This window comes from Enterobacter cloacae complex sp. 6730903 (assembly GCF_048283985.1).
GTDB classification, from domain to species: Bacteria; Pseudomonadota; Gammaproteobacteria; order Enterobacterales; family Enterobacteriaceae; genus Enterobacter; species Enterobacter hormaechei_C.
This window is the reverse complement of the sequence record NZ_JBLVXX010000043.1, coordinates 28,630-47,443: the sequence shown is the minus strand read 5'-3', so window position 1 is coordinate 47,443 and position 18,814 is coordinate 28,630. Positions and strand designations below refer to the sequence as shown.

Annotated in this window: 22 protein-coding genes; 10 read left to right on the top strand and 12 right to left on the bottom strand. The window is 53.8% G+C overall.

All coding sequences use genetic code 11. The features are described 5' to 3' along the window. The first annotated feature begins 59 nt into the window (after positions 1 to 59). The 6 genes from ACNQ0W_RS19655 (at position 60) to mgtE (ending at position 7,425) form a co-directional block, all read left to right on the top strand. Positions 60 to 1,178, top strand: a complete 1,119-nt coding sequence (locus tag ACNQ0W_RS19655; protein ID WP_116329881.1) for a porin OmpC — start codon at positions 60 to 62, stop codon at positions 1,176 to 1,178. 113 nt (positions 1,179 to 1,291) lie between these two features. Continuing rightward, on the top strand, positions 1,292 to 2,347 hold the full coding sequence (apbE, locus tag ACNQ0W_RS19650) for an FAD:protein FMN transferase ApbE (RefSeq protein WP_023300605.1): 1,056 nt from the start codon (positions 1,292 to 1,294) through the stop codon (positions 2,345 to 2,347). A gap of 72 nt (positions 2,348 to 2,419) precedes the next feature. Then, on the top strand, positions 2,420 to 3,478 hold the full coding sequence (gene ada / locus ACNQ0W_RS19645; protein ID WP_062932749.1) for a bifunctional DNA-binding transcriptional regulator/O6-methylguanine-DNA methyltransferase Ada: 1,059 nt from the start codon (positions 2,420 to 2,422) through the stop codon (positions 3,476 to 3,478). Next, positions 3,478 to 4,128 carry a DNA oxidative demethylase AlkB gene (gene alkB / locus ACNQ0W_RS19640; protein WP_062932750.1) on the top strand — a complete coding sequence of 217 codons (651 nt, stop codon included), beginning with the start codon at positions 3,478 to 3,480 and terminating at the stop codon, positions 4,126 to 4,128. The genes ada and alkB overlap by 1 nt, the downstream gene beginning before the upstream one ends. A gap of 76 nt (positions 4,129 to 4,204) precedes the next feature. Then, positions 4,205 to 5,848: a multidrug ABC transporter permease/ATP-binding protein gene (locus ACNQ0W_RS19635; RefSeq protein WP_062932751.1), complete on the top strand. Its 1,644-nt coding sequence runs from the start codon at positions 4,205 to 4,207 to the stop codon at positions 5,846 to 5,848. A gap of 140 nt (positions 5,849 to 5,988) precedes the next feature. Beyond that, the gene (gene mgtE / locus ACNQ0W_RS19630) at positions 5,989 to 7,425 is read left to right on the top strand and encodes a magnesium transporter (protein WP_006811337.1); all 1,437 of its coding nucleotides are present in this window, start codon (positions 5,989 to 5,991) and stop codon (positions 7,423 to 7,425) included. Here the strand turns inward: mgtE and ACNQ0W_RS19625 are convergent. Beyond that, positions 7,388 to 8,683 (bottom strand): SulP family inorganic anion transporter, encoded by a 1,296-nt coding sequence (locus tag ACNQ0W_RS19625; RefSeq protein ID WP_062932914.1) that lies wholly within the window; start codon positions 8,681 to 8,683, stop codon positions 7,388 to 7,390. The genes mgtE and ACNQ0W_RS19625 overlap by 38 nt on opposite strands. A gap of 187 nt (positions 8,684 to 8,870) precedes the next feature. Between ACNQ0W_RS19625 and mqo the strand changes: the two genes are divergently transcribed. Then, positions 8,871 to 10,520 carry a malate dehydrogenase (quinone) gene (gene mqo, locus ACNQ0W_RS19620; RefSeq protein ID WP_047729304.1) on the top strand — a complete coding sequence of 550 codons (1,650 nt, stop codon included), beginning with the start codon at positions 8,871 to 8,873 and terminating at the stop codon, positions 10,518 to 10,520. A 134-nt stretch (positions 10,521 to 10,654) separates the two neighbouring features. Here the strand turns inward: mqo and eco are convergent, their stop codons facing one another. After that, positions 10,655 to 11,164 carry a serine protease inhibitor ecotin gene (eco, locus tag ACNQ0W_RS19615; protein ID WP_015572295.1) on the bottom strand — a complete coding sequence of 170 codons (510 nt, stop codon included), beginning with the start codon at positions 11,162 to 11,164 and terminating at the stop codon, positions 10,655 to 10,657. Positions 11,165 to 11,366: 202 nt separating this feature from the next. Here eco and ACNQ0W_RS19610 point away from each other — a divergent pair, with 202 nt between their 5' ends. Continuing rightward, positions 11,367 to 11,627 (top strand): DUF2534 family protein, encoded by a 261-nt coding sequence (locus ACNQ0W_RS19610; protein WP_006811332.1) that lies wholly within the window; start codon positions 11,367 to 11,369, stop codon positions 11,625 to 11,627. Positions 11,628 to 11,872: 245 nt separating this feature from the next. Here the strand turns inward: ACNQ0W_RS19610 and ACNQ0W_RS19605 are convergent, their stop codons facing one another. From ACNQ0W_RS19605 to ACNQ0W_RS19565, 9 genes are all read right to left on the bottom strand, one after another. Further along, positions 11,873 to 13,051 (bottom strand): phage integrase Arm DNA-binding domain-containing protein, encoded by a 1,179-nt coding sequence (locus ACNQ0W_RS19605; RefSeq protein ID WP_219240968.1) that lies wholly within the window; start codon positions 13,049 to 13,051, stop codon positions 11,873 to 11,875. A gap of 1 nt (position 13,052) precedes the next feature. Further along, on the bottom strand, positions 13,053 to 13,262 hold the full coding sequence (locus ACNQ0W_RS19600; protein ID WP_022648789.1) for a hypothetical protein: 210 nt from the start codon (positions 13,260 to 13,262) through the stop codon (positions 13,053 to 13,055). Positions 13,263 to 13,293: 31 nt separating this feature from the next. Then, on the bottom strand, positions 13,294 to 13,563 hold the full coding sequence (locus ACNQ0W_RS19595; protein WP_219241167.1) for a hypothetical protein: 270 nt from the start codon (positions 13,561 to 13,563) through the stop codon (positions 13,294 to 13,296). Positions 13,564 to 13,629: 66 nt separating this feature from the next. Beyond that, on the bottom strand, positions 13,630 to 13,932 hold the full coding sequence (locus ACNQ0W_RS19590) for an ASCH domain-containing protein (protein ID WP_219240967.1): 303 nt from the start codon (positions 13,930 to 13,932) through the stop codon (positions 13,630 to 13,632). Further along, positions 13,925 to 14,269, bottom strand: coding sequence for a hypothetical protein (locus tag ACNQ0W_RS19585; protein WP_219240965.1), 345 nt, complete (start codon positions 14,267 to 14,269; stop codon positions 13,925 to 13,927). The genes ACNQ0W_RS19590 and ACNQ0W_RS19585 overlap by 8 nt, the downstream gene beginning before the upstream one ends. Then, on the bottom strand, positions 14,266 to 14,865 hold the full coding sequence (locus tag ACNQ0W_RS19580) for a hypothetical protein (RefSeq protein WP_246616020.1): 600 nt from the start codon (positions 14,863 to 14,865) through the stop codon (positions 14,266 to 14,268). Before ACNQ0W_RS19580 ends, ACNQ0W_RS19585 begins: the two co-directional genes overlap by 4 nt. Continuing rightward, complete coding sequence (locus ACNQ0W_RS19575) at positions 14,852 to 15,874, bottom strand: chromosome partitioning protein ParB (protein WP_126304569.1); 1,023 nt, start codon at positions 15,872 to 15,874, stop codon at positions 14,852 to 14,854. The genes ACNQ0W_RS19580 and ACNQ0W_RS19575 overlap by 14 nt, the downstream gene beginning before the upstream one ends. Next, positions 15,867 to 16,211, bottom strand: coding sequence for a hypothetical protein (locus ACNQ0W_RS19570; RefSeq protein WP_241238640.1), 345 nt, complete (start codon positions 16,209 to 16,211; stop codon positions 15,867 to 15,869). Before ACNQ0W_RS19570 ends, ACNQ0W_RS19575 begins: the two co-directional genes overlap by 8 nt. A gap of 102 nt (positions 16,212 to 16,313) precedes the next feature. Beyond that, complete coding sequence (locus tag ACNQ0W_RS19565; RefSeq protein ID WP_206462073.1) at positions 16,314 to 16,634, bottom strand: hypothetical protein; 321 nt, start codon at positions 16,632 to 16,634, stop codon at positions 16,314 to 16,316. A 368-nt stretch (positions 16,635 to 17,002) separates the two neighbouring features. On the opposite strand from ACNQ0W_RS19565, the gene ACNQ0W_RS19560 reads away from it, so the two are divergent. Beyond that, complete coding sequence (locus tag ACNQ0W_RS19560; protein WP_219240963.1) at positions 17,003 to 17,389, top strand: hypothetical protein; 387 nt, start codon at positions 17,003 to 17,005, stop codon at positions 17,387 to 17,389. A gap of 374 nt (positions 17,390 to 17,763) precedes the next feature. Here ACNQ0W_RS19560 and ACNQ0W_RS19555 read toward each other — a convergent pair whose 3' ends face one another. Then, positions 17,764 to 18,483, bottom strand: a complete 720-nt coding sequence (locus tag ACNQ0W_RS19555) for a LexA family protein (RefSeq protein ID WP_219240961.1) — start codon at positions 18,481 to 18,483, stop codon at positions 17,764 to 17,766. 98 nt (positions 18,484 to 18,581) lie between these two features. Here ACNQ0W_RS19555 and ACNQ0W_RS19550 point away from each other — a divergent pair, with 98 nt between their 5' ends. Beyond that, positions 18,582 to 18,800 carry a Cro/CI family transcriptional regulator gene (locus ACNQ0W_RS19550; protein WP_023337114.1) on the top strand — a complete coding sequence of 73 codons (219 nt, stop codon included), beginning with the start codon at positions 18,582 to 18,584 and terminating at the stop codon, positions 18,798 to 18,800. The last annotated feature ends 14 nt before the right edge of the window (positions 18,801 to 18,814 follow it).

The following is an 18,814-nucleotide window of genomic DNA, read 5'->3' as shown; positions in this document are numbered from 1 at the left end:
CGGCGAAGGTGAGTTGATGGCTCATGATGTCCCTCTGGGATGCGCTCCGGATGAATATGATGATCTCATATCAGGAACTTGTTCGCACCTTCCTTAAAGTACTGTCCCTCCTGGTACCAGCTCTGCTGGTGGCAGGCGCAGCAAATGCGGCTGAAATTTATAACAAAGACGGCAACAAATTAGATCTGTACGGTAAAGTGGATGGCCTGCACTATTTCTCTGATGACGACAGCGCAGACGGCGACCAGACCTACATGCGTCTGGGCTTCAAAGGCGAAACTCAGGTTAACGACCAGCTGACCGGTTACGGCCAGTGGGAATACCAGATCCAGGGTAACTCTGGTGAGAACGAAAACAACTCATGGACGCGTGTGGCGTTCGCAGGTCTGAAATTCGCTGATGCGGGTTCATTCGACTACGGTCGTAACTACGGCGTTGTTTACGATGTGACTTCCTGGACTGACGTTCTGCCGGAATTCGGCGGCGACACCTACGGTTCTGACAACTTCATGCAGCAGCGTGGTAACGGCTTCGCGACCTACCGTAACCAGGACTTCTTCGGTCTGGTTGATGGTCTGAACTTCGCGTTGCAGTACCAGGGTAAAAACGGCAGCGCAAGCGGCGAAGGCCAGACCAACAACGGTCGTGAGGCACTGCGTCAGAACGGTGATGGCTACGGCGGCTCTCTGACCTACGATCTGGGCGAAGGCTTCGCACTCGGTACGGCAGTCACCAGCTCTAAACGTACTGCTGACCAGAACGCGCCAGGCTACTTCGGTGACGGCGATCGCGCAGAGACCTACACCGGTGGTCTGAAATACGACGCGAACAACATCTATCTGGCTGCACAGTATACTCAGACTTACAACGCGACCCGCGTTGGCGATCAGGGCTGGGCTAACAAAGCACAGAACTTCGAAGTGGTTGCTCAGTATCAGTTCGACTTCGGCCTGCGCCCATCCGTGGCTTACCTGCAATCTAAAGGTAAAGACATCGAAAACTATGGCGATCAGGATATCCTGAAGTATGTTGATGTTGGCGCGACTTACTACTTCAACAAAAACATGTCCACCTACGTTGATTACAAAATCAACCTGCTGGATGAAAATGACTTCACCCGTCAGACAGGTATCGGTACCGACGATATCGTCGCGCTGGGTCTGGTTTACCAGTTCTAATTGCTCATACTGCAACAAAGGGGCCATCAGGCCCCTTTTTTCATGCTTTTTTAGGGTCTTCAAATACGCTGTTTTAGTGTACTCTTGCCGCCCTGGCATGAGGATAATAACCAATGGATATGACTTTTTTACGCGCCAGCGTTCTGGCGACTTTTTTACTCCTGACCGCGTGTGACTCTTCCACACAGCCCGCAAAAATCGACGCACCCGCCGCGACGGTGCTGGAAGGGAAAACCATGGGGACCTTCTGGCGCGTCAGCGTGATGGATATTGATAAGTCCCGCGCTGAAGAACTACGCGGTAAAATTCAGGCGCAGCTGGATGCCGACGATCAGCTACTCTCTACCTATAAAAATGACTCAGCGCTGATGCGTTTCAATCGCTCCAGCAGCACCTCGCTGTGGCCGGTGAGCGAAGCGATGGCCGATATCGTCACGGAAGCCATGCGCGTGGGCTACAAAACCAACGGCGCAATGGATGTGACCGTGGGGCCGCTGGTGAACCTGTGGGGATTTGGCCCCAACAAGCAGCCGGTGACTACACCCGATCAAGCCGCCATCGACGACGCCCGCGCGCGTACAGGGTTACAGCATCTGGCGGTGATCTCCCAGTACGGTCAGCAATACCTGCAAAAAGATATTCCCGACCTGTTTGTCGATCTCTCCACGGTAGGCGAGGGGTATGCTGCGGATCATCTCGCGGCCCTGATGGCGCAGGAAGGCATTCCCCGTTATCTGGTTTCCGTCGGGGGCGCGCTCGTCAGCCGGGGCATGAACGCCAGCGGCAGGCCGTGGCGTGTGGCCATCCAAAAACCAACCGATCAGCAGAACGCGGTGCAGGCGATTGTCGACATCAACGGGCACGGTATCAGCACCTCCGGAAGCTACCGTAACTATTACGAGCTGGATGGCAAACGTATCTCGCACGTGATTGATCCGCAAACCGGACGTCCGATTACCCACAACCTGGTGTCCGTGACGGTGATAGCCCCAACCGCGCTGGAGGCGGATGCCTGGGATACCGGATTGATGGTGCTCGGCACGGAGAAAGCCAAAGAGGTGGTGCGTCAGGAAGGGCTGGCCGTCTATATGATCACCAAAGAGGCTGACGGGTTTAAAACCTGGAGTTCGCCGCAGTTCAACAGCTTCCTGGTGAGCGAAAAAAATTAAAAAGCAAGGTTGCGGGTTTTTGTTCGGTGGCGCTCAGGCAAGCTGAGCGTATGCTTGTAAGAGGAGCCGATGATGAAAAACACAACCTATCTTACCGATGAGGATCGCTGGCAGGCCGTTCTGGCCCGCGATCCGCGTGCGGATAACCAGTTTGTCTTTGCCGTGCAGACGACCGGCATTTATTGTCGTCCGTCCTGCCGCGCCCGCCACGCGCTGCGTAAAAATGTCTGCTTTTATCCTGATGCTCACCAGGCCGCGCAGGCGGGTTTCCGCCCCTGTAAGCGCTGTAGGCCGGACCAGGTCGACCCTATGGCGCAGAAAAAGGCCAGCATTGCGCTGGCCTGTCGACTGCTTGAACAGGATGCCGCGCTGAACCTGGAGGCACTGGCGCAGCAGGTTGGCATGAGTCCGTTCCATTTCCACCGCTTGTTTAAATCCGTCACCGGCATGACGCCGAAAGCATGGCAGCAGGCCGCGCGTGAACAACGCCTGCGCAGTCTGCTTGCACAGGGCGGTAAAATCACCGACGCCGTACTGGCGGCTGGCTTCCCGGACGGCAGCAGCTACTACCGTAAAGCCGATGGCGCGCTGGGCATGACGGCAAAACAGTACCGCAACGGAGAGGCTGCGGTCCGCTATGCCATCAGTGACTGCTCGCTGGGCCGCTGTCTGGTGGCGGAAAGCGAGCGCGGGATCTGCGCAATACTGCTGGGTGATGACGACGCCGGGCTGACGGCTGAGCTGCTGTCACTGTTTCCGCTTGCCGTCCGTGAACCGATGGAAGGCGCGTTTGCCGGGCGTGTTCGGCAGGTTATTGCCTCTGTCGACAGCCGCGCGACGCCGCTGACGTTGCCGCTGGATATCCGGGGTACCGCCTTCCAGCAGCAGGTCTGGCAGGCGCTGCGGGCTATCCCCTGCGGTGAGACGGCAAGCTATCAGCAGGTCGCAAAGGCCATTGGCAAACCCAATGCCGTACGTGCCGTGGCGGGGGCCTGCGGTGCCAACAAACTGGCGATAGTCATCCCCTGTCACCGCGTGGTGCGTAACGACGGTGCGCTCTCGGGCTATCGCTGGGGGGCAGCGCGTAAGGTACTATTATTAAAACGTGAGGCGAACAACCCGGAGGGATAATGCTCGATCTTTTTGCTGATGCTGAACCCTGGCAGGAGCCGCTCGCGCCGGGGGCGACGATCCTGAGACGATTCGCGCTTTCCCGCGCGGCGGCGCTGTTCGACGGTATTGATGCCGTCACCGCCCGTTCGCCGTTTCGCCATATGGTTACGCCGGGCGGGTATACCATGTCCGTGGCGATGACCAACTGCGGCGAACTGGGATGGGCGACGAATGCGCGGGGCTATGTATATGCCGCGAACGATCCGCTGACGGATCAGCCGTGGCCGCCGATGCCGGAGGCGTTTCAGGCGCTGTGTCATGCTGCCGCCGTGGCGGCCGGCTATCCTGATTTTCGACCCGATGCCTGTCTTATCAACCGCTATGCCGTTGGGGCAAAGCTCTCCTTGCATCAGGATAAGGACGAGCCGGACCTGCGCGCGCCGATCGTCTCGGTATCCCTTGGGCTGCCCGCTGTCTTTCAGTTTGGCGGCCTGCGGCGCAACGACCCGCTCAAACGGCTGATGCTGGAGCATGGCGATGTGGTGGTCTGGGGCGGTGAATCACGGCTTTTTTATCACGGTATTCAGCCGCTTAAACCTGGCGATCACCCGGTGGCGGGGGCATTTCGCTACAACCTCACGTTCCGCCAGGCAGCGTACAGAGAATAAAAATAAGAATTATTCTTGATGTGTGTGAAAGGCAGTTTACACTGCTGGCTGATTTTTCTTGTCCGGATTGCTCTGCATGCAACTACTTCTTCTTGTCTGGCGGCAGTATCGCTGGCCTTTTATCGCGGTGATGGCGTTAAGCCTTGCCAGCGCGGCGCTGGGGATCGGCCTGATTGCCTTCATTAACGTGCGATTGATCGAAATGGTCGACACGTCACTCTCCGTCCTGCCGGAATTTCTGGGTTTACTGCTGCTGCTGATGGCGGTCACGCTCGGGTCACAGCTGGCGCTGACCGCGCTCGGCCACCACTTCGTTTTCCGTCTGCGCAGCGAGTTCATCAAACGTATTCTTGATACTCAGGTGGAACGCATCGAACAGCTGGGAAGTGCCTCTCTGCTGGCGGGGCTGACCAGCGATGTGCGCGCCATTACCATCGCCTTTGTGCGCCTGCCGGAGCTGGTGCAGGGGATCATCCTGACCTTTGGCTCGGCAGCCTATCTCGCCTGGCTCTCCAGCAAAATGCTGGCGGTGACGACGCTGTGGATTGTTATTACCATCTGGGGCGGGTTCCTGCTGGTATCACGCGTCTATAAGCACATGGCGGTGCTGCGCGAAACGGAAGACAAGCTCTATAACGATTATCAGACGGTGCTGGAAGGGCGCAAAGAGCTGACACTGAACCGCGAGCGTGCCGAGCATATCTTCAACCATCTCTATATCCCGGATGCGCACGAATATCGTCATCACATTATCCGCGCCGATACGTTCCACCTGAGCGCCGTGAACTGGTCCAATATCATGATGCTGGGCGCGATTGGCCTGGTGTTCTGGATGGCGAACAGCCTGGGGTGGGCCGATACCAACGTGGCGGCAACCTACTCCCTGACGCTGCTGTTTTTACGCACGCCGCTGCTGTCGGCCGTTGGCGCACTGCCGACGCTGCTGAGCGCTCAGGTGGCCTTCAACAAGCTGAAGAAATTCGACCTTGCGCCGTTTAAGGCTGAGTTCCCGCGCCCGCAGGCCTTCCCGAACTGGCAAACGCTGGAGCTGCGTAACGTTACCTTCCGCTATCAGGATAACGCCTTCTCCGTAGGGCCGATAAACCTGACCATTCACCGCGGCGAACTGCTGTTCCTTATCGGCGGCAACGGCAGCGGCAAATCTACGCTGGCGATGCTGCTGACGGGCCTCTACCAGCCGCAGGCGGGTGAAATTTTGCTGGATGGTAAAGCGCTGAGCGCGGAGAAACCGGAGGACTACCGCAAGCTCTTCTCGGCGGTATTTACCGACGTCTGGCTGTTCGACCGGCTGCTGGGACCGGAAGGGCAGCAGGCGGATCCGGCGCTGGTGGAGAAGTGGCTTGCGCACCTGCAAATGTCGCACAAGCTGGAGCTCCAGGATGGCAAAATCCTGAATCTGAAGCTGTCGAAAGGGCAGAAGAAGCGCGTGGCGTTGCTGCTGGCCCTGGCCGAGGAGCGTGACATCATCCTGCTGGATGAGTGGGCCGCCGATCAGGACCCGCACTTCCGTCGCGAGTTTTATCAGGTCCTGCTGCCGCTGATGCAGGCGATGGGAAAAACCATTTTTGCCATCAGCCATGACGATCACTACTTCATTCACGCCGACCGTCTGCTGGAGATGCGCGACGGCAAGCTGAGCGAGCTGACCGGCGATGAGCGCGATGCGGCGTCACGGGACGCGGTGGCGCGTACGGCCTGATTGCAATTGTGCCGGGTGGCGCCCGGCACACTAATTTTTCATATATGCCGTTTTTTTCTCCATCCCGACCCGCCGTTTATTCTTATTTACATATCCCCGCGCTATGCTTAACGCCAACTCATTTAATGGATTTATGATTGATGTCGGTATTAAAGAAAAACAGCGCCAGGCAGCGTGACCAGGAGCGTGCGCGGCTCATCTGGCTCCTGACGACCGATAAAGCGGTCACGTCAACGTTATTGGGTAAGCTAACCCTGGCTGAGCAATATGATGTCGGCACGCTGGCCGACGATATTGCTGAGGTAGGTGCGCTGGTTGCACATTTACCGCCCCCGGACCTGGCGGACACCCTGGAGGCATTGCCTTCCGAGGAGCGCCACGCCCTGTGGCGGCTGGTGCAGGATCACGAGCGCGGTCAGGTATTGCTTGAAGCCTCGGAAAACGTCTGGGATGACCTTATCGATGAGATGAGCGACCGGGACATCCTTGACGCCCTGCAAACGCTGGATATCGATGAGCAGATTTACCTCGTTCAGCATCTTCCGCGCAACCTGACCGGACGCCTGCTGGCTTCCCTGCCTGCTGAAGAGCGGGCGCGCGTGCGTCAGGTGATGCACTACGAGAAAAACAGCGTCGGCGCGATCATGGAGTTTGGCGTCATCACCGTGCGCCCGGACGTCACCCTGGGTACGGTGCAGCGCTATCTTCGTCGCCTGGGCAGTATGCCGGACAACACCGATAAACTGTTCGTCACCTCGCGGGATAAAACCCTGCTCGGGGAGCTGGAGCTGAAAACGATCCTGCTGAACAGCACCCAGCAGCGGGTGAGTGAGGTCATGGAAACCGAGCCGATGGTCTTCTCGCCGGAAGACGATGCCGAAAAAGCGGCGCGTACCTTCGAACGTGATGACCTGGTGAGCGCGGCGGTGGTGGATTCGGTGGGCAAGCTGATGGGGCGTCTGACCATCGATGAGATCGTTGACGTGGTCTATGAAGAGACCGATAACGACCTGCGTGCCCTTGGCGGGATCAGTGCCGAAGATGACGTTCATGCCTCCGTCGGCAAGGCCGTCAAAACGCGCTGGGCGTGGCTCGCCATCAATTTATGCACCGCGTTCGTGGCGTCCCGCGTTATTGACGGCTTCGAACATACCATTTCCCAGCTGGTGGCCCTGGCGTCGCTGATGCCGATTGTGGCGGGGATCGGCGGGAACACCGGTAACCAGACTATCACCATGATCGTTCGCGCCCTGGCGCTGGAAAACATACAGCCGGGTAATTTCTCGTGGCTGATTTTCAGGGAGATGGGCGTTGCGCTGATTAATGGCCTGGTCTGGGGCGGCATCATGGGCGGCATTACCTGGTGGCTGTATGATGATATGGCGCTGGGCGGGGTCATGATGCTGGCGATGGTGCTGAACCTGCTGGTGGCGGCGATGATGGGCGTGATTATCCCGTTGACCATGACCCGGCTGGGGCGCGACCCCGCGGTGGGGTCGAGCGTGATGATCACCGCCATTACCGATACCGGCGGTTTCTTTATTTTTCTTGGACTGGCGACGATTTTTCTTCTGTAGCCAGCGCTTTTTGCTTAAGTCGGGCAGGGAGGATGAACATCATCACAATCCCGCCCAGCACGCCAATCGCCAGGTTGCCGGTGGAAACCGTTGCCACAACCGTCACCAGCATCACGACGGTTTCAGCCACCGGCGCGTTTTTCAGCGTTCCGGGCTGAACGCTATGCCAGCTAAAGGTCTTGACGGCCACAATGGCCATAATACCCGCCAGTACCGCCATCGGGATTTTGGCCATCACCTCGCTGAGCGCCGTAACCAGCACCAGCAGTACGATACCCGCCGCAAGGGTGGAGATACGGCTTCTGCCTTTCCCCATCTCCACGTTAACGATGGTCTGCCCAATCATCGCGCAGCCCGCAATGCCGCCGTAGAACCCGGCCATAATATTCCCCACGCCCAGACCGATGCTCTCGCGGCGCTTACTTGAGGGGGTAGCGGTCAGTTCGTCCACCAGTTTTGCCGTCAGCAAGGATTCCAGCAGGCCAACGAAAGCGATACTAAGTGCGCACGGCCAGATAATGCTCAGGGTTTCCAGATTGAGCGGCACCAGCAGTTGCGTAAAGCCTGGCAAACCGCCGCTCATGGAGCCTTCATCCCCTACCGTCGGCAGAATTTGTCCGCTGGTGACGGTGAACAAAGTCAGCAGCACAATGGCAATCAGCGGGGAGGGCACGCTTTTGATATAGCGTGGCACCCAAAGCACAATCAGCAGCGTCAGCACGAACAGGCCCACAATCAGCGGGCTTCGGCTCCAGAAATGGGGCACCTGGGCAAAGAAAATCAAAATGCCAAGGGCGTTAACAAACCCGGTCATCACCGACTGGGGAATAAAGCGCATCAGCCGCGCCATACCCAGCGCGCCGAACAGGATCTGAATCACGCCTGCCATCACCACCGCGGGCAGAATGTACTGTACGCCGTGTTGATGGACCATCGGGCCAATCACCAGCGCGACGGAACCTGCCGCCGCCGTCACCATGGCCGGACGCCCGCCGAGCAGGGAAAGGGCGAAACAGAGCACCACGGAGGCGATAAGACTCACTTTCGGATCCACGCCCGCGACTACGGAAAACGAAATCACTTCCGGGATCAGCGCCAGCGCGGTAATCACACCGGCCAGGGTTTCGCGCATCAGACGGTGAGGCGAACGTAAAACAGTGGCGACATGGCCTTCTTGAGGTACAGACGAGTGGGGTAATGACATAACAATTCGCTGGTAGGGGCAGGCTTCCGTGCGCGCGATCACAAAGTGCAGCATCATAGCCAGGAAAATCGTCGGGTGCCAGCCTGTCTGCCAAAACCCTACAAACAATCCATCATTAAATTTCACAATTACAATAATTTCGTAACCTTTAAACAATATTTAAAAGTTGCTACCGTGCCACCGCAGCGTGTTTCACCTGTAATTTCCACGCATCAAGCACTATTCAACTAAGGCATAAATGATGAAAAAAATGACTGCCGTGCTCTTTTCTCTGGCCGTGGGGCTGAACGCCGTCTCGCTGGCGGCGAAGGCTGACGCACCAAAAGAGCAGGAAACGGATGTCCTTTTAATTGGTGGCGGCATCATGAGCGCCACGCTGGGAACATATCTTCAGGAATTAGAGCCGAACTGGTCCATGACCATGGTCGAGCGCCTTGATGGCGTGGCACAGGAAAGCTCTAACGGCTGGAACAACGCCGGGACGGGGCACTCGGCACTCATGGAACTGAACTATACGCCGCAGAAAAAGGACGGTTCCATTAGTATCGAGAAGGCGGTAGAGATCAACGAAGCGTTCCAGATCTCACGCCAGTTCTGGTCTCACCAGGTGAACAGCGGTGTGTTGCACAATCCGCACTCCTTCATCAACACCGTACCGCATATGAGCTTTGTGTGGGGCGATCAAAACGTCAACTTCCTGCGCGCGCGCTATGCTGCCCTGCAACAGAGCACGCTGTTCCGCGGGATGAAATACTCTGAAGATCATGCTCAAATCAAAGAGTGGGCGCCGCTGGTCATGGAAGGCCGCGATCCGAACCAGAAAGTAGCGGCGACCCGCACTGAAATTGGTACTGACGTTAACTACGGTGAAATCACCCGTCAGCTGGTGGCCTCTCTGAAGAAAAAAGAGAACTTTAACCTGCAACTCAGCTCCGAAGTGCGTGGTTTCAAGCGCAACGCGGATAACAGCTGGAGCGTGACCGTTGCCGATCTGAAAAACAACGAAGCCGAGCATGTGATTAAGGCGAAGTTCGTGTTTATCGGTGCGGGCGGCGCGGCGCTGAAACTGTTGCAGGAGTCCGGTATTCCGGAAGCGGACGACTACGCGGGCTTCCCGGTCGGCGGCCAGTTCCTGGTGTCGGAAAACCCGGAAGTGGTTAACCGTCATCTGGCTAAAGTGTACGGTCAGGCCTCTGTGGGCGCACCACCGATGTCCGTTCCGCATATCGACACCCGCATGCTGGACGGTAAGCGCGTAGTGCTGTTCGGGCCGTTTGCCACATTCTCCACCAAATTCCTGAAAAACGGTTCCCTGTGGGATCTGCTGAGCGCGACCACGACGTCAAACGTCAAGCCAATGATGGACGTGGGGCTGGATAACTTCGATCTGGTGAAATACCTGATTAGCCAGGTGATGCTCTCTGATGAAGAGCGCTTCGAGGCGCTGAAAGAGTACTATCCGCAGGCGAAGAAAGAAGACTGGCGTCTGTGGCAGGCGGGTCAGCGCGTGCAGATCATCAAACGCGATCCGAAAGAGGGCGGCGTGCTGCGTCTGGGTACCGAAGTGGTAAGCGATAAGGATGGCACCATTGCCGCGCTGCTGGGGGCATCTCCGGGGGCATCTACCGCTGCGCCAATCATGCTGCACCTGATGGAAAAAGTGTTTAAGGACAAAGTATCCAGCCCGGAATGGCAGGCGAAGCTGAAAACCATTATTCCATCCTACGGTACGAAGCTGAACGGTAACGTTGAAGCCACGGAACAAGAGCTGGAATACACCAGCCGCGTTCTGCAACTGCAATACGTCAAACCGCAGGCTGCGGATGCTGCGCCACAGGCAGAGCTGAAGCCTCAGGCGGAAAGCAAGCCGGTAGCGGATATCGCGCTGTAAGGTAAACGCAAAACGGTAACATCTGTTACCGTTTTTAGTGTTTTCTCCCTCTCCCGGTGGGAGAGGGTTGGGGTGAGGGCACCAGAACGCACCCTTTCCAGGTCGGGTAAGCGAGAGCGCCACCCGACTTATTTTTAACGAACTACCGCTTGTCCTACCGTCTCATCCGCTTTCCAGACGCGATATTTCACATCCACGTTTTCCGGCGTGTATACGACGATCGGCAGCTTGCTGTTATAGCGCAGCAGACTGTTATCACCCAGATACGCGGTAATAAATTTCTTCTCTTTCTTGCCGTCCGGGCACGCCATCATGGTGGAGACTGGCGAGGTTACTTTGTCGAAGACATAGTAGTCATAGCCCCAGCCTTCCAGCGTTTTGCTTTCCAGCTGGCCGCCCAGGCGATGCTGGTTGCAGTCCACTTCCAGCGTCTGGCCGATTAACAGCTCAACTTTGAAATTTGCTTCATCCTGCTGAGCCGGGAGCTGAATAACCTGGCGCTTCATCCCTTTGTCCGCTTGCGGATACGGAGCAACTTTTTCCAGCGGCTGCTCTTTCCGGGTTTCGCTGGCAAAAGCGCTGGTGCTGGCGCACGCAGCGGCGATGAGGGCGATGGCAAATTTAGGTGCGTTTTTCACTGTCATTCCTTTTTGTTAAAACGATCCTGGAAAGACTAACATAATGTACGTGAATGGTTGGCGTAATTTACTCACATTTTCATTTTAAATGGAGTAATGCACTGCTTTTATGTTCCTTTATTGGTGTTTAATGCTGTGTTGGAGTAGATGCGGCAATCGTGTTATTTTACGCGTTAATTATTGTTATTCATCTGTAAAGGGAGGGGAGATGGTACGGGAAAAACTGAAGACACCTGAAGGCCGCAAGTTCCTGCTGGCGTTACTGGTTGTGTTTATGATTGCTGCTGCATGCGTGGGGCGAGCAACCATTGTCGGTGTGATTGAGCAGTACAACATCCCGCTCTCTGCCTGGACAACCAGCATGTTTGTCCTGCAATCGGCGATGATCTTTGTTTACAGCCTGGTGTTCACCGTGCTGCTGGCGATTCCGCTGGGGATTTTCTTTCTCGGTGGGCGTGAAAAACACTAAGCATTGCGCATGCGGAGACAGGCAATAAAAAACCAGCCATAAGCGGCTGGTTTTTTTGTGTAGTTTTGGTCGGCACGAGAGGATTTGAACCTCCGACCCCCGACACCCCATGTCACCTGCGTAAAATGCTTCTAAGCCGCATAGTTACTGGGTTGTAGGATTTTCCACTGTTTAAACAAACAGTGGTTTTTATGCATTATCTGCACTATACACATCAATGAGTTAGGGGGTAGTTTCGCCATTAACTAGCCTGCCTTGATCTCACCGTGTGGAACCATAACCCAGTCGATATGATTACTGGTATAAATCTTCGTTGATTTGGCGTCACTATGGGCCATCCTGCCTTGAGGATCGATGCCCTGGCTATCAAACAAATGCGCAGCCAGTGCCCTTATCTCGTGAAATGTTGGCCGCTCATCCAACGGAAGATGATCACATAATCCAAGCTTGTCACGCAGTGAAGAGAACGAACGACTAAGATAATCAGGTGCTACCTGAGTAGGATGTGAAACCTCTTTACTACGTTTGTTATTTCGTTCTGGTATTCGGTGTACGACATACGGGCTGGCAACACTATCCCGGCTATCGTCAATAATCCTCTTCAGCTCCCCTCCAATTGGGATCGCAACGTGTGATGCCTCTTTCTTTTGAACCTTCTGACGATGGATGTACAACGTACCGTATATCCCGTTTTCAGGTTCATCTAACCATACACATCCACAAACCCCGTTTTTCGGTTCTCTTATCGAATATTTAATTCGCGAAACTTCGAGGCGAGCGTGTGTCGTCTGCAGTGCTAAATCCATAGCTGTTCTTAACCATGGTTCAGCAGCGCTTCTCATGGTAATGAAGACGTCTAAAGGAAGGCGTTTACGCTTTTTCTCTTCGACACGACGCATTTTTTTACGCGATGCCGGGTTATCCATCATTAATGATTCATCAACTGCATAAGAGAACAGCTTTTTGAGAAAGCTTACCTTTCTGTTTTGAACGTTAGCGGATGCATCAGCATGGTACCGATTAATAAATTGGTTCACATGCTCAAGTTCAATGTCACAAGCCGGGATGTCGGTAAAAAATTCTTTTACCCGGAGTGCGTCATTATTCCAATCATCCAAGGTACTTGGTGATGGTTTTTCATCGGCAACGGCGCGGACCATAATTCGATCAACATGGTCACTGAATGGTTTGGCTTCTCCATTAAGTCCGCCCGAGTCTCTAATCAAGCTTTCTACCGACGGCACCTTCTCAGGTCTCATTCTGAGGTTATATTCTTTGGCAATAGCGATTGCCATTACGCGATCAGTTCCAATGCTTTTACGTTTGCCGGTTATAAGCGTAAAGCGATATTGCCCGGTTGCTTTATCAAAAAGCAGGAAATCAGGGAGATTGCGATTCTCCCTTTTGCGTGGTCTTGCGGCCATGTTAATCCTCTTGAATTAACTGACGAACTCTTTCACTGACCATTGAGTCAACGCCCCATTTTTCTGAGGAACTAACCAGGATCGTACCATCTACGATACGGCCCTGAAGCTTACCGTTTTCAATCCAGCGTCGGATAGTTCTGTTATCTGGAACAGAGCCTGGTTCAAACTCTCGCTTACCCCACAGACTCGCTTTCATCAACTTGGCCATGGCTATTCTCCACTTAACCGGCTGCACCCGGTTATCTCTTATAGAAAATGCAAGATGAGCAACCACCACGGAGCCCATCATTGCAGGTATGACATCTTTTTGTTTCGGTGTAATAAAGCTGGTGGACCATCTCCTTCGTTACGAGAACCGGCATCGGCACGCGGATAACCAGCTTTTTGAGCCTGTCGACCTCCCCGGCCATCTCCAGCATGCGGGAACGGCAATACTCTGCCTCTTCACGCCACCAGGTTACGTCGGCTTTAAGGCGGCGCACGCGCCGCTGTTTGAGTTTGCTCACCATGGCAGCCACACCATACCCTGAAGTGCGCCGATGACCAGCAGCACGAACATTACTGCGTCGAATGGGTTAGGCATGGATGTTCACCTTGATAGCGAAAACCTTCACCGGGTCTGGGCCGAAGTGCGGATGTGTTATCACCTTCACTTCGTAACCGTCATACGGAATGTCGATGCGCTTGCTCGCGTCATCGCGCTTTGGATAGCCACGGGTGATTATCAGGCGATCAAAGCGACGCGGTAATTGTTGGTTATGGCCATGGGATAGTCTGCGGCACCAGTAGCGATTTACCAGCCGATACTCTTCTGTTTTATCACCAGACTTCATCTGGTCGAAGTATTCACCGTTAACAGCTAACTGCAGGTTAGTCATTCCAGGCCTCCAGCTCGTTCTGAATCTCTTCGTCGATTTCATCGTTGCTGGCTTCTTCGTTGAGGTAGTCTCGCGCCTCTTTTAGGTATTGTTCGCGACGTTCGCCATACCAGGCAGAGAACTCCGGAGACCATCCGTTATCGACACCACAAAAATCAACCCTGGCATTTCTTTCGGCCATGCTCTGAACCATGCAGTCAGCGGTTGTCAGCGCAGCATCGCGGATATAACCGCGCAGGTCTCGCTTGCGCCACCATGGATTTAACTTCGAATCGCAGACGCCCTTAAACTCAACTTCCCACCGACGAATGCAACGAGAATTAAGTGATTTGCTCATGGCTGCACTCCTTTGCGAAGCTGGTCGGCGAAGTCTTCCAGCCACTCAACCATTTCAACCTTGCCAACCAGGTCAGACTCCGGGAATTTGCTGCAAACACGCTGTGCTTTCTCGAAGTCCTTGTACTGAAACTCTTGAGCCACCACGTTTTTTGCTGTTGCGATAGCTGCTTCCACGCCCTGCGCCCGCACTTCAGCCAGAAAAGCGTCGATCGCTGGGGTTTTCTTCATGACGTACACAGTATCTTCTCCAGCTTCATGGCCGCAGATGTAACCATGCAGTGCAGGCTGATAGGTTTCCCGCCCAAACAAGCCAAGACGTTCGCCAAGCTCCTGAATATCAGCACCATCCAGCGATGCACCATCAGCCGCTGCGCGGAAACAGGTTTTGACAAAGTCCTTCAGCCCCGCATTCTCCGCAGCCAGCGCCGCAGAATCATCACGAACTTTGCGCAGTTCCAGAACAGCAACCTGAACTGCATAAGCGAAAATAGCGGAAGGGCGGTTACAGTCTGTCTCAGCATCGCGCTGCATGTTTACTGCAGCAGTCATCAGCTCATCCAGTTGTTCGCCGGTCATTGGTTTATTGGCTGTCATGATTATTTTCCTGCTGCAGTTTGTGTTGCTTAACGAAGTGGGCCACAGCTTTTGACTGGCTAGTGACGACCCCATTCAGGATGACGTTTTTGCCGCGATAGATTTGAGCTGTACCGATCTCAATGCCTTCCAGTTTCACGTAAAGCGTTTTGCCTACTACCTCTGTTTCAGGCACTGGCTGTGAAAGGCGGTATGTTTCACGCGCTTCCGCAATCGCTTTGTGCTCGTCCATAATGGCCAGCGCTTCGGCAAGGGCAGCGCCTTCAAGAGTGAATACACCCTCATCACTGATGGTTGCCTGTGCCATCAGCTCAACGAAACGGCGCGCGTTCTTTACGCTGAGTTCCGGAGCGATAGAACTGCGGGTAACTTTCGTTTTGCCTTGGGCAGCCGCTACAGCCTTATCGTGCTGAAGAACTTTTCCGGCCTGTTCGCCATACTCCATAACACGATCAACCGCGACGTCGACTGACACCGCACCTGATTTAACTTCCTGTTGAACGTCATGGTTAGCAGTGCTCAGAAGCAGCAACTTCTCTACCGTGACCACTGACTTATTGACCAGTTTTGCGATCTCGCTGGTGGTCTGGTTGAAAGCGTTATGCAGCTCCTGAATAACTGCTGCCTGTTCCATATCTGAAAGAGGCAGCTGGTTGTTACTGGTCATGATGCGTGCCAGGCGCTGAACATCGCTACCGTTGAACGGCATGATGTGGATGCGGTCTACTGGCTTACCAGCTTCAGCACAGCGCGCATAGCAACGGCGGCGGCGGTGACCTTCAACAACCCAGACACCACCTTCATCGCGGGCGATAACTTCCAGTGGCGGAACGGAACCGCCGTTCATCAGGTAGTTAAACAGGTCATCATCAGCCTGGCGGGTGCGCTGATCGTCTTCACGCTTATTGAATCCTTCCCGCACATGGATATCAGACAGGGCGATAAACATCCCGGTGTCGGTACGCTTAATGCTCCCGTCACGGGTCATCTGTTTGAATGAGTTAGCCATTGTTGGTGACCTCTTCAATGCCTTGCTTGCATTGGCTGTTGTAGATTTTGTGCAATGCACCTGCCGCCACAGAGACCAATGAAGAAAAATCACAAACTACAGTTTCACCTTCAAGCGGCTCAGAATTGGCTATGGTGGTTAAAGCGTCAATTAGTGTCTGGCGCTGTGCCATCGCTTCGCAAAGCGCTACGCCCGTATAGTCGAGACGGTTGGCAAGCTCATTCATAAGCTGAGCTGATGCAATTGGCAGGAACTTTGCTGCGGTACGTGCTGCGTCGATCAGTTGTTCCCTGGTCATGCGTGGTTGTAACTCGGTGACGTTCTGTGTGTTCGTCATGGTTAGTTTCTCCGTGTTTTACGCGCTCTGCACAGCGCTGAATTTTGGTTGCACGAGTCCCGGCACTTAAATGCTGCCAAATTCGTATTTATTCATTAGGTATTAAAAATATTCGCGATTATCAGAACGAACGCGTTCGAGAATAATTTTTGCTTCATCCAAGGTTGGTGCAAGCAAGGCTTTCTCTATCGCTCGGGCAAAATTAATCGCATCGCATTCGTAGCTGTCTGCCCGTGATTCCCAATCAGATGCCTCTTCTTCAGCAGACGAAATACGGTCATCGTATTCATATTCCAGTTCGTGGCGAACCTCAGCGCGAAGACTTTCACGAATAATGTCTGAAGCTTCTTCAAGTGGAAGAATGACCAGTAAATTTTCGGGCTGATAAGTACCATACTTAACCGCCAAATCATTTGCAGACATGCTACCTCCAGAAAAAGCGCCCGCCGTTGAGCGGGCTAATAACATTTTTCCAATCCAACCAGAACAGGCTCATCGTCTCCTGTTGGTTGAGATGGCGTTATTACCATCACCAAGCACCCGGAGGATGCTTGAGGCTGGCAGCCATAATCGACACTGCAATGCCGACACGTTACTTCTCCACAATTGAGAGCGCGTTCTCCTGAGTTGATTTAACGACTGCGGCCTCTCAAGGAACCGGCTGAACGCGCTTTCAGTTGTGTAAAAGGGGCGGTCGACATTAAGGACATTCACAACTGCCGACCGCCAAGACTACACACAGCATCTGGTACAGCTACTACGGTTTACCACGGTCCTAACGTGATTCTTTTGTGGTGGCTGGTGCTGAACTCCAGCTCAGTGGCGCGGTGTTTCAATATCGTAACCGCCCGTTCCATCCGCGTTTGATCAGTCCGTATGCTCGCTTAGAACGTTTCGCCTGCTTATCTTTTCTCAACCGTTTGACGGTCAGCCCCGCCATTCACCACAACTGGAAGCGCACTCCGCCAGTTAACAAACCGATCCCCATCAGTGAAAGAGGAATGCGCTTTCATGTTGTGTGCCGGTCTTTCCCGGCTGTCAGTTCTTTATTGCCATTTGAACTCATCGGCCTAACGAGTTTTAACGACCTTTCCCGTTTGCATAATCTTGTCGCGGCGGTTATCGCTGCCGAAGCGCCACTGTCCAGGACATTTAAAGGGACCGTCTCCAAGTGGTAACTCTTCCAGTCCCGCTAAGCACCCGTCGAGATGCTTAGCGTGATTGGCTGATATCCTCGTCTCTTCCGAGGTGTCACACCTGATCGCCACGCTGGTGAAACGTCTCTGGCTGTCGTACACAACTGGCTTGCACATTCCGGCTACCCGCTGGATCGGGATACTGCCTAAGGAATCCCAGGACCGCTGCGGCACATGTGCCATATGCCGTACTGCAACTACCGATGGTCTTAAACCTCATCACCCCGGCGCATAATGAGTATCACCAATAGTAATTAAATGGTCAACACCTGTAGTGATAAAAATATCACGTTTAGTGTTAACTTTATGATTAGTAATATGAAAAAATAGGCAAAAAAAAGGAGCCGATTGGCTCCTTATTCGAAGATGGTTTCAGGCCATTGTGCCTTGACGACTTTGCCAATTATCCTGCAATTCTCATTACATTCAATGGCCTGATAGCGAGGACTGGGGTTTAGAGGTTCGAGCCAGGGCTTACCGTCTTCACGAACAAATTTTTTAAAAGTCACCTCTGAATCGTTGAATATACCAGCAACACAGAAATCACCAGGCTCAACGTCCTGTTCTGGATCTATGAGTATAAGCATTCCCTCAGGAAAGCTTGGCTTTACTCCTGGAGGCGCAGTCATTGAATGGCCAGATACCTCAAGCCAAAAGGCAGAATCACTGGCTTTAACTGTGGTTGAGACCCATTCCTTCGCGTCGCGTTCTGTGTATGAATTAACAGGGAAAAATGAGCCCGCCTGCACTTCAGTTAACAGTGGGTACTCATATACAGAGGAATAATTCCTTCCGTTCGCAATCGCCTCAAACATAGCTGATATCTCAGCTGCAAGGGAAGGACTGAAATCATCGACTTTTACTCCGAGAATTTTAGCGAACTGCGCGGCATGAGTAGCATTGATAGCATTTGTGCCATTCAGTAACTGAGCGACACCACTTTGTCCCATACCCATTTGCTCAGCCAAAGTCTCCTGTGAGAGCCCAAGCGCTTTTTTCTTGGACTCAAAGATAGCTTTCAGCCTGTTGGCATCGGCGATTTGTTCGGCGGTCAATGGTTTCTTTTTCATTCTCATAATTTATCACCGCACGGCATAATCACCAATCACCGCTAGTGTTGACATATTTATCACTAGCAGTGATACTCCTTATGTGCAAACCACGAGGAAAACCAATGAAGATTATTCCGCTCTCTGAATATGTTTTGGAAAACGGTCAGGCCAAAACCGCTGAGGCTCTTGGGGTATACCAAAGCGCCATCAGTAAAGCCCTCAAGCGTAATCGCCGGGTAAATATCCTGGTTAACGAAGACGGGAAAATTGAAGCCGAGGAAGTTCGACCATTCCCTAACAAAAACAAACCTGTTGATCCTGACGTTGCAGTAACACCGTAACCCAGCAACCAGCA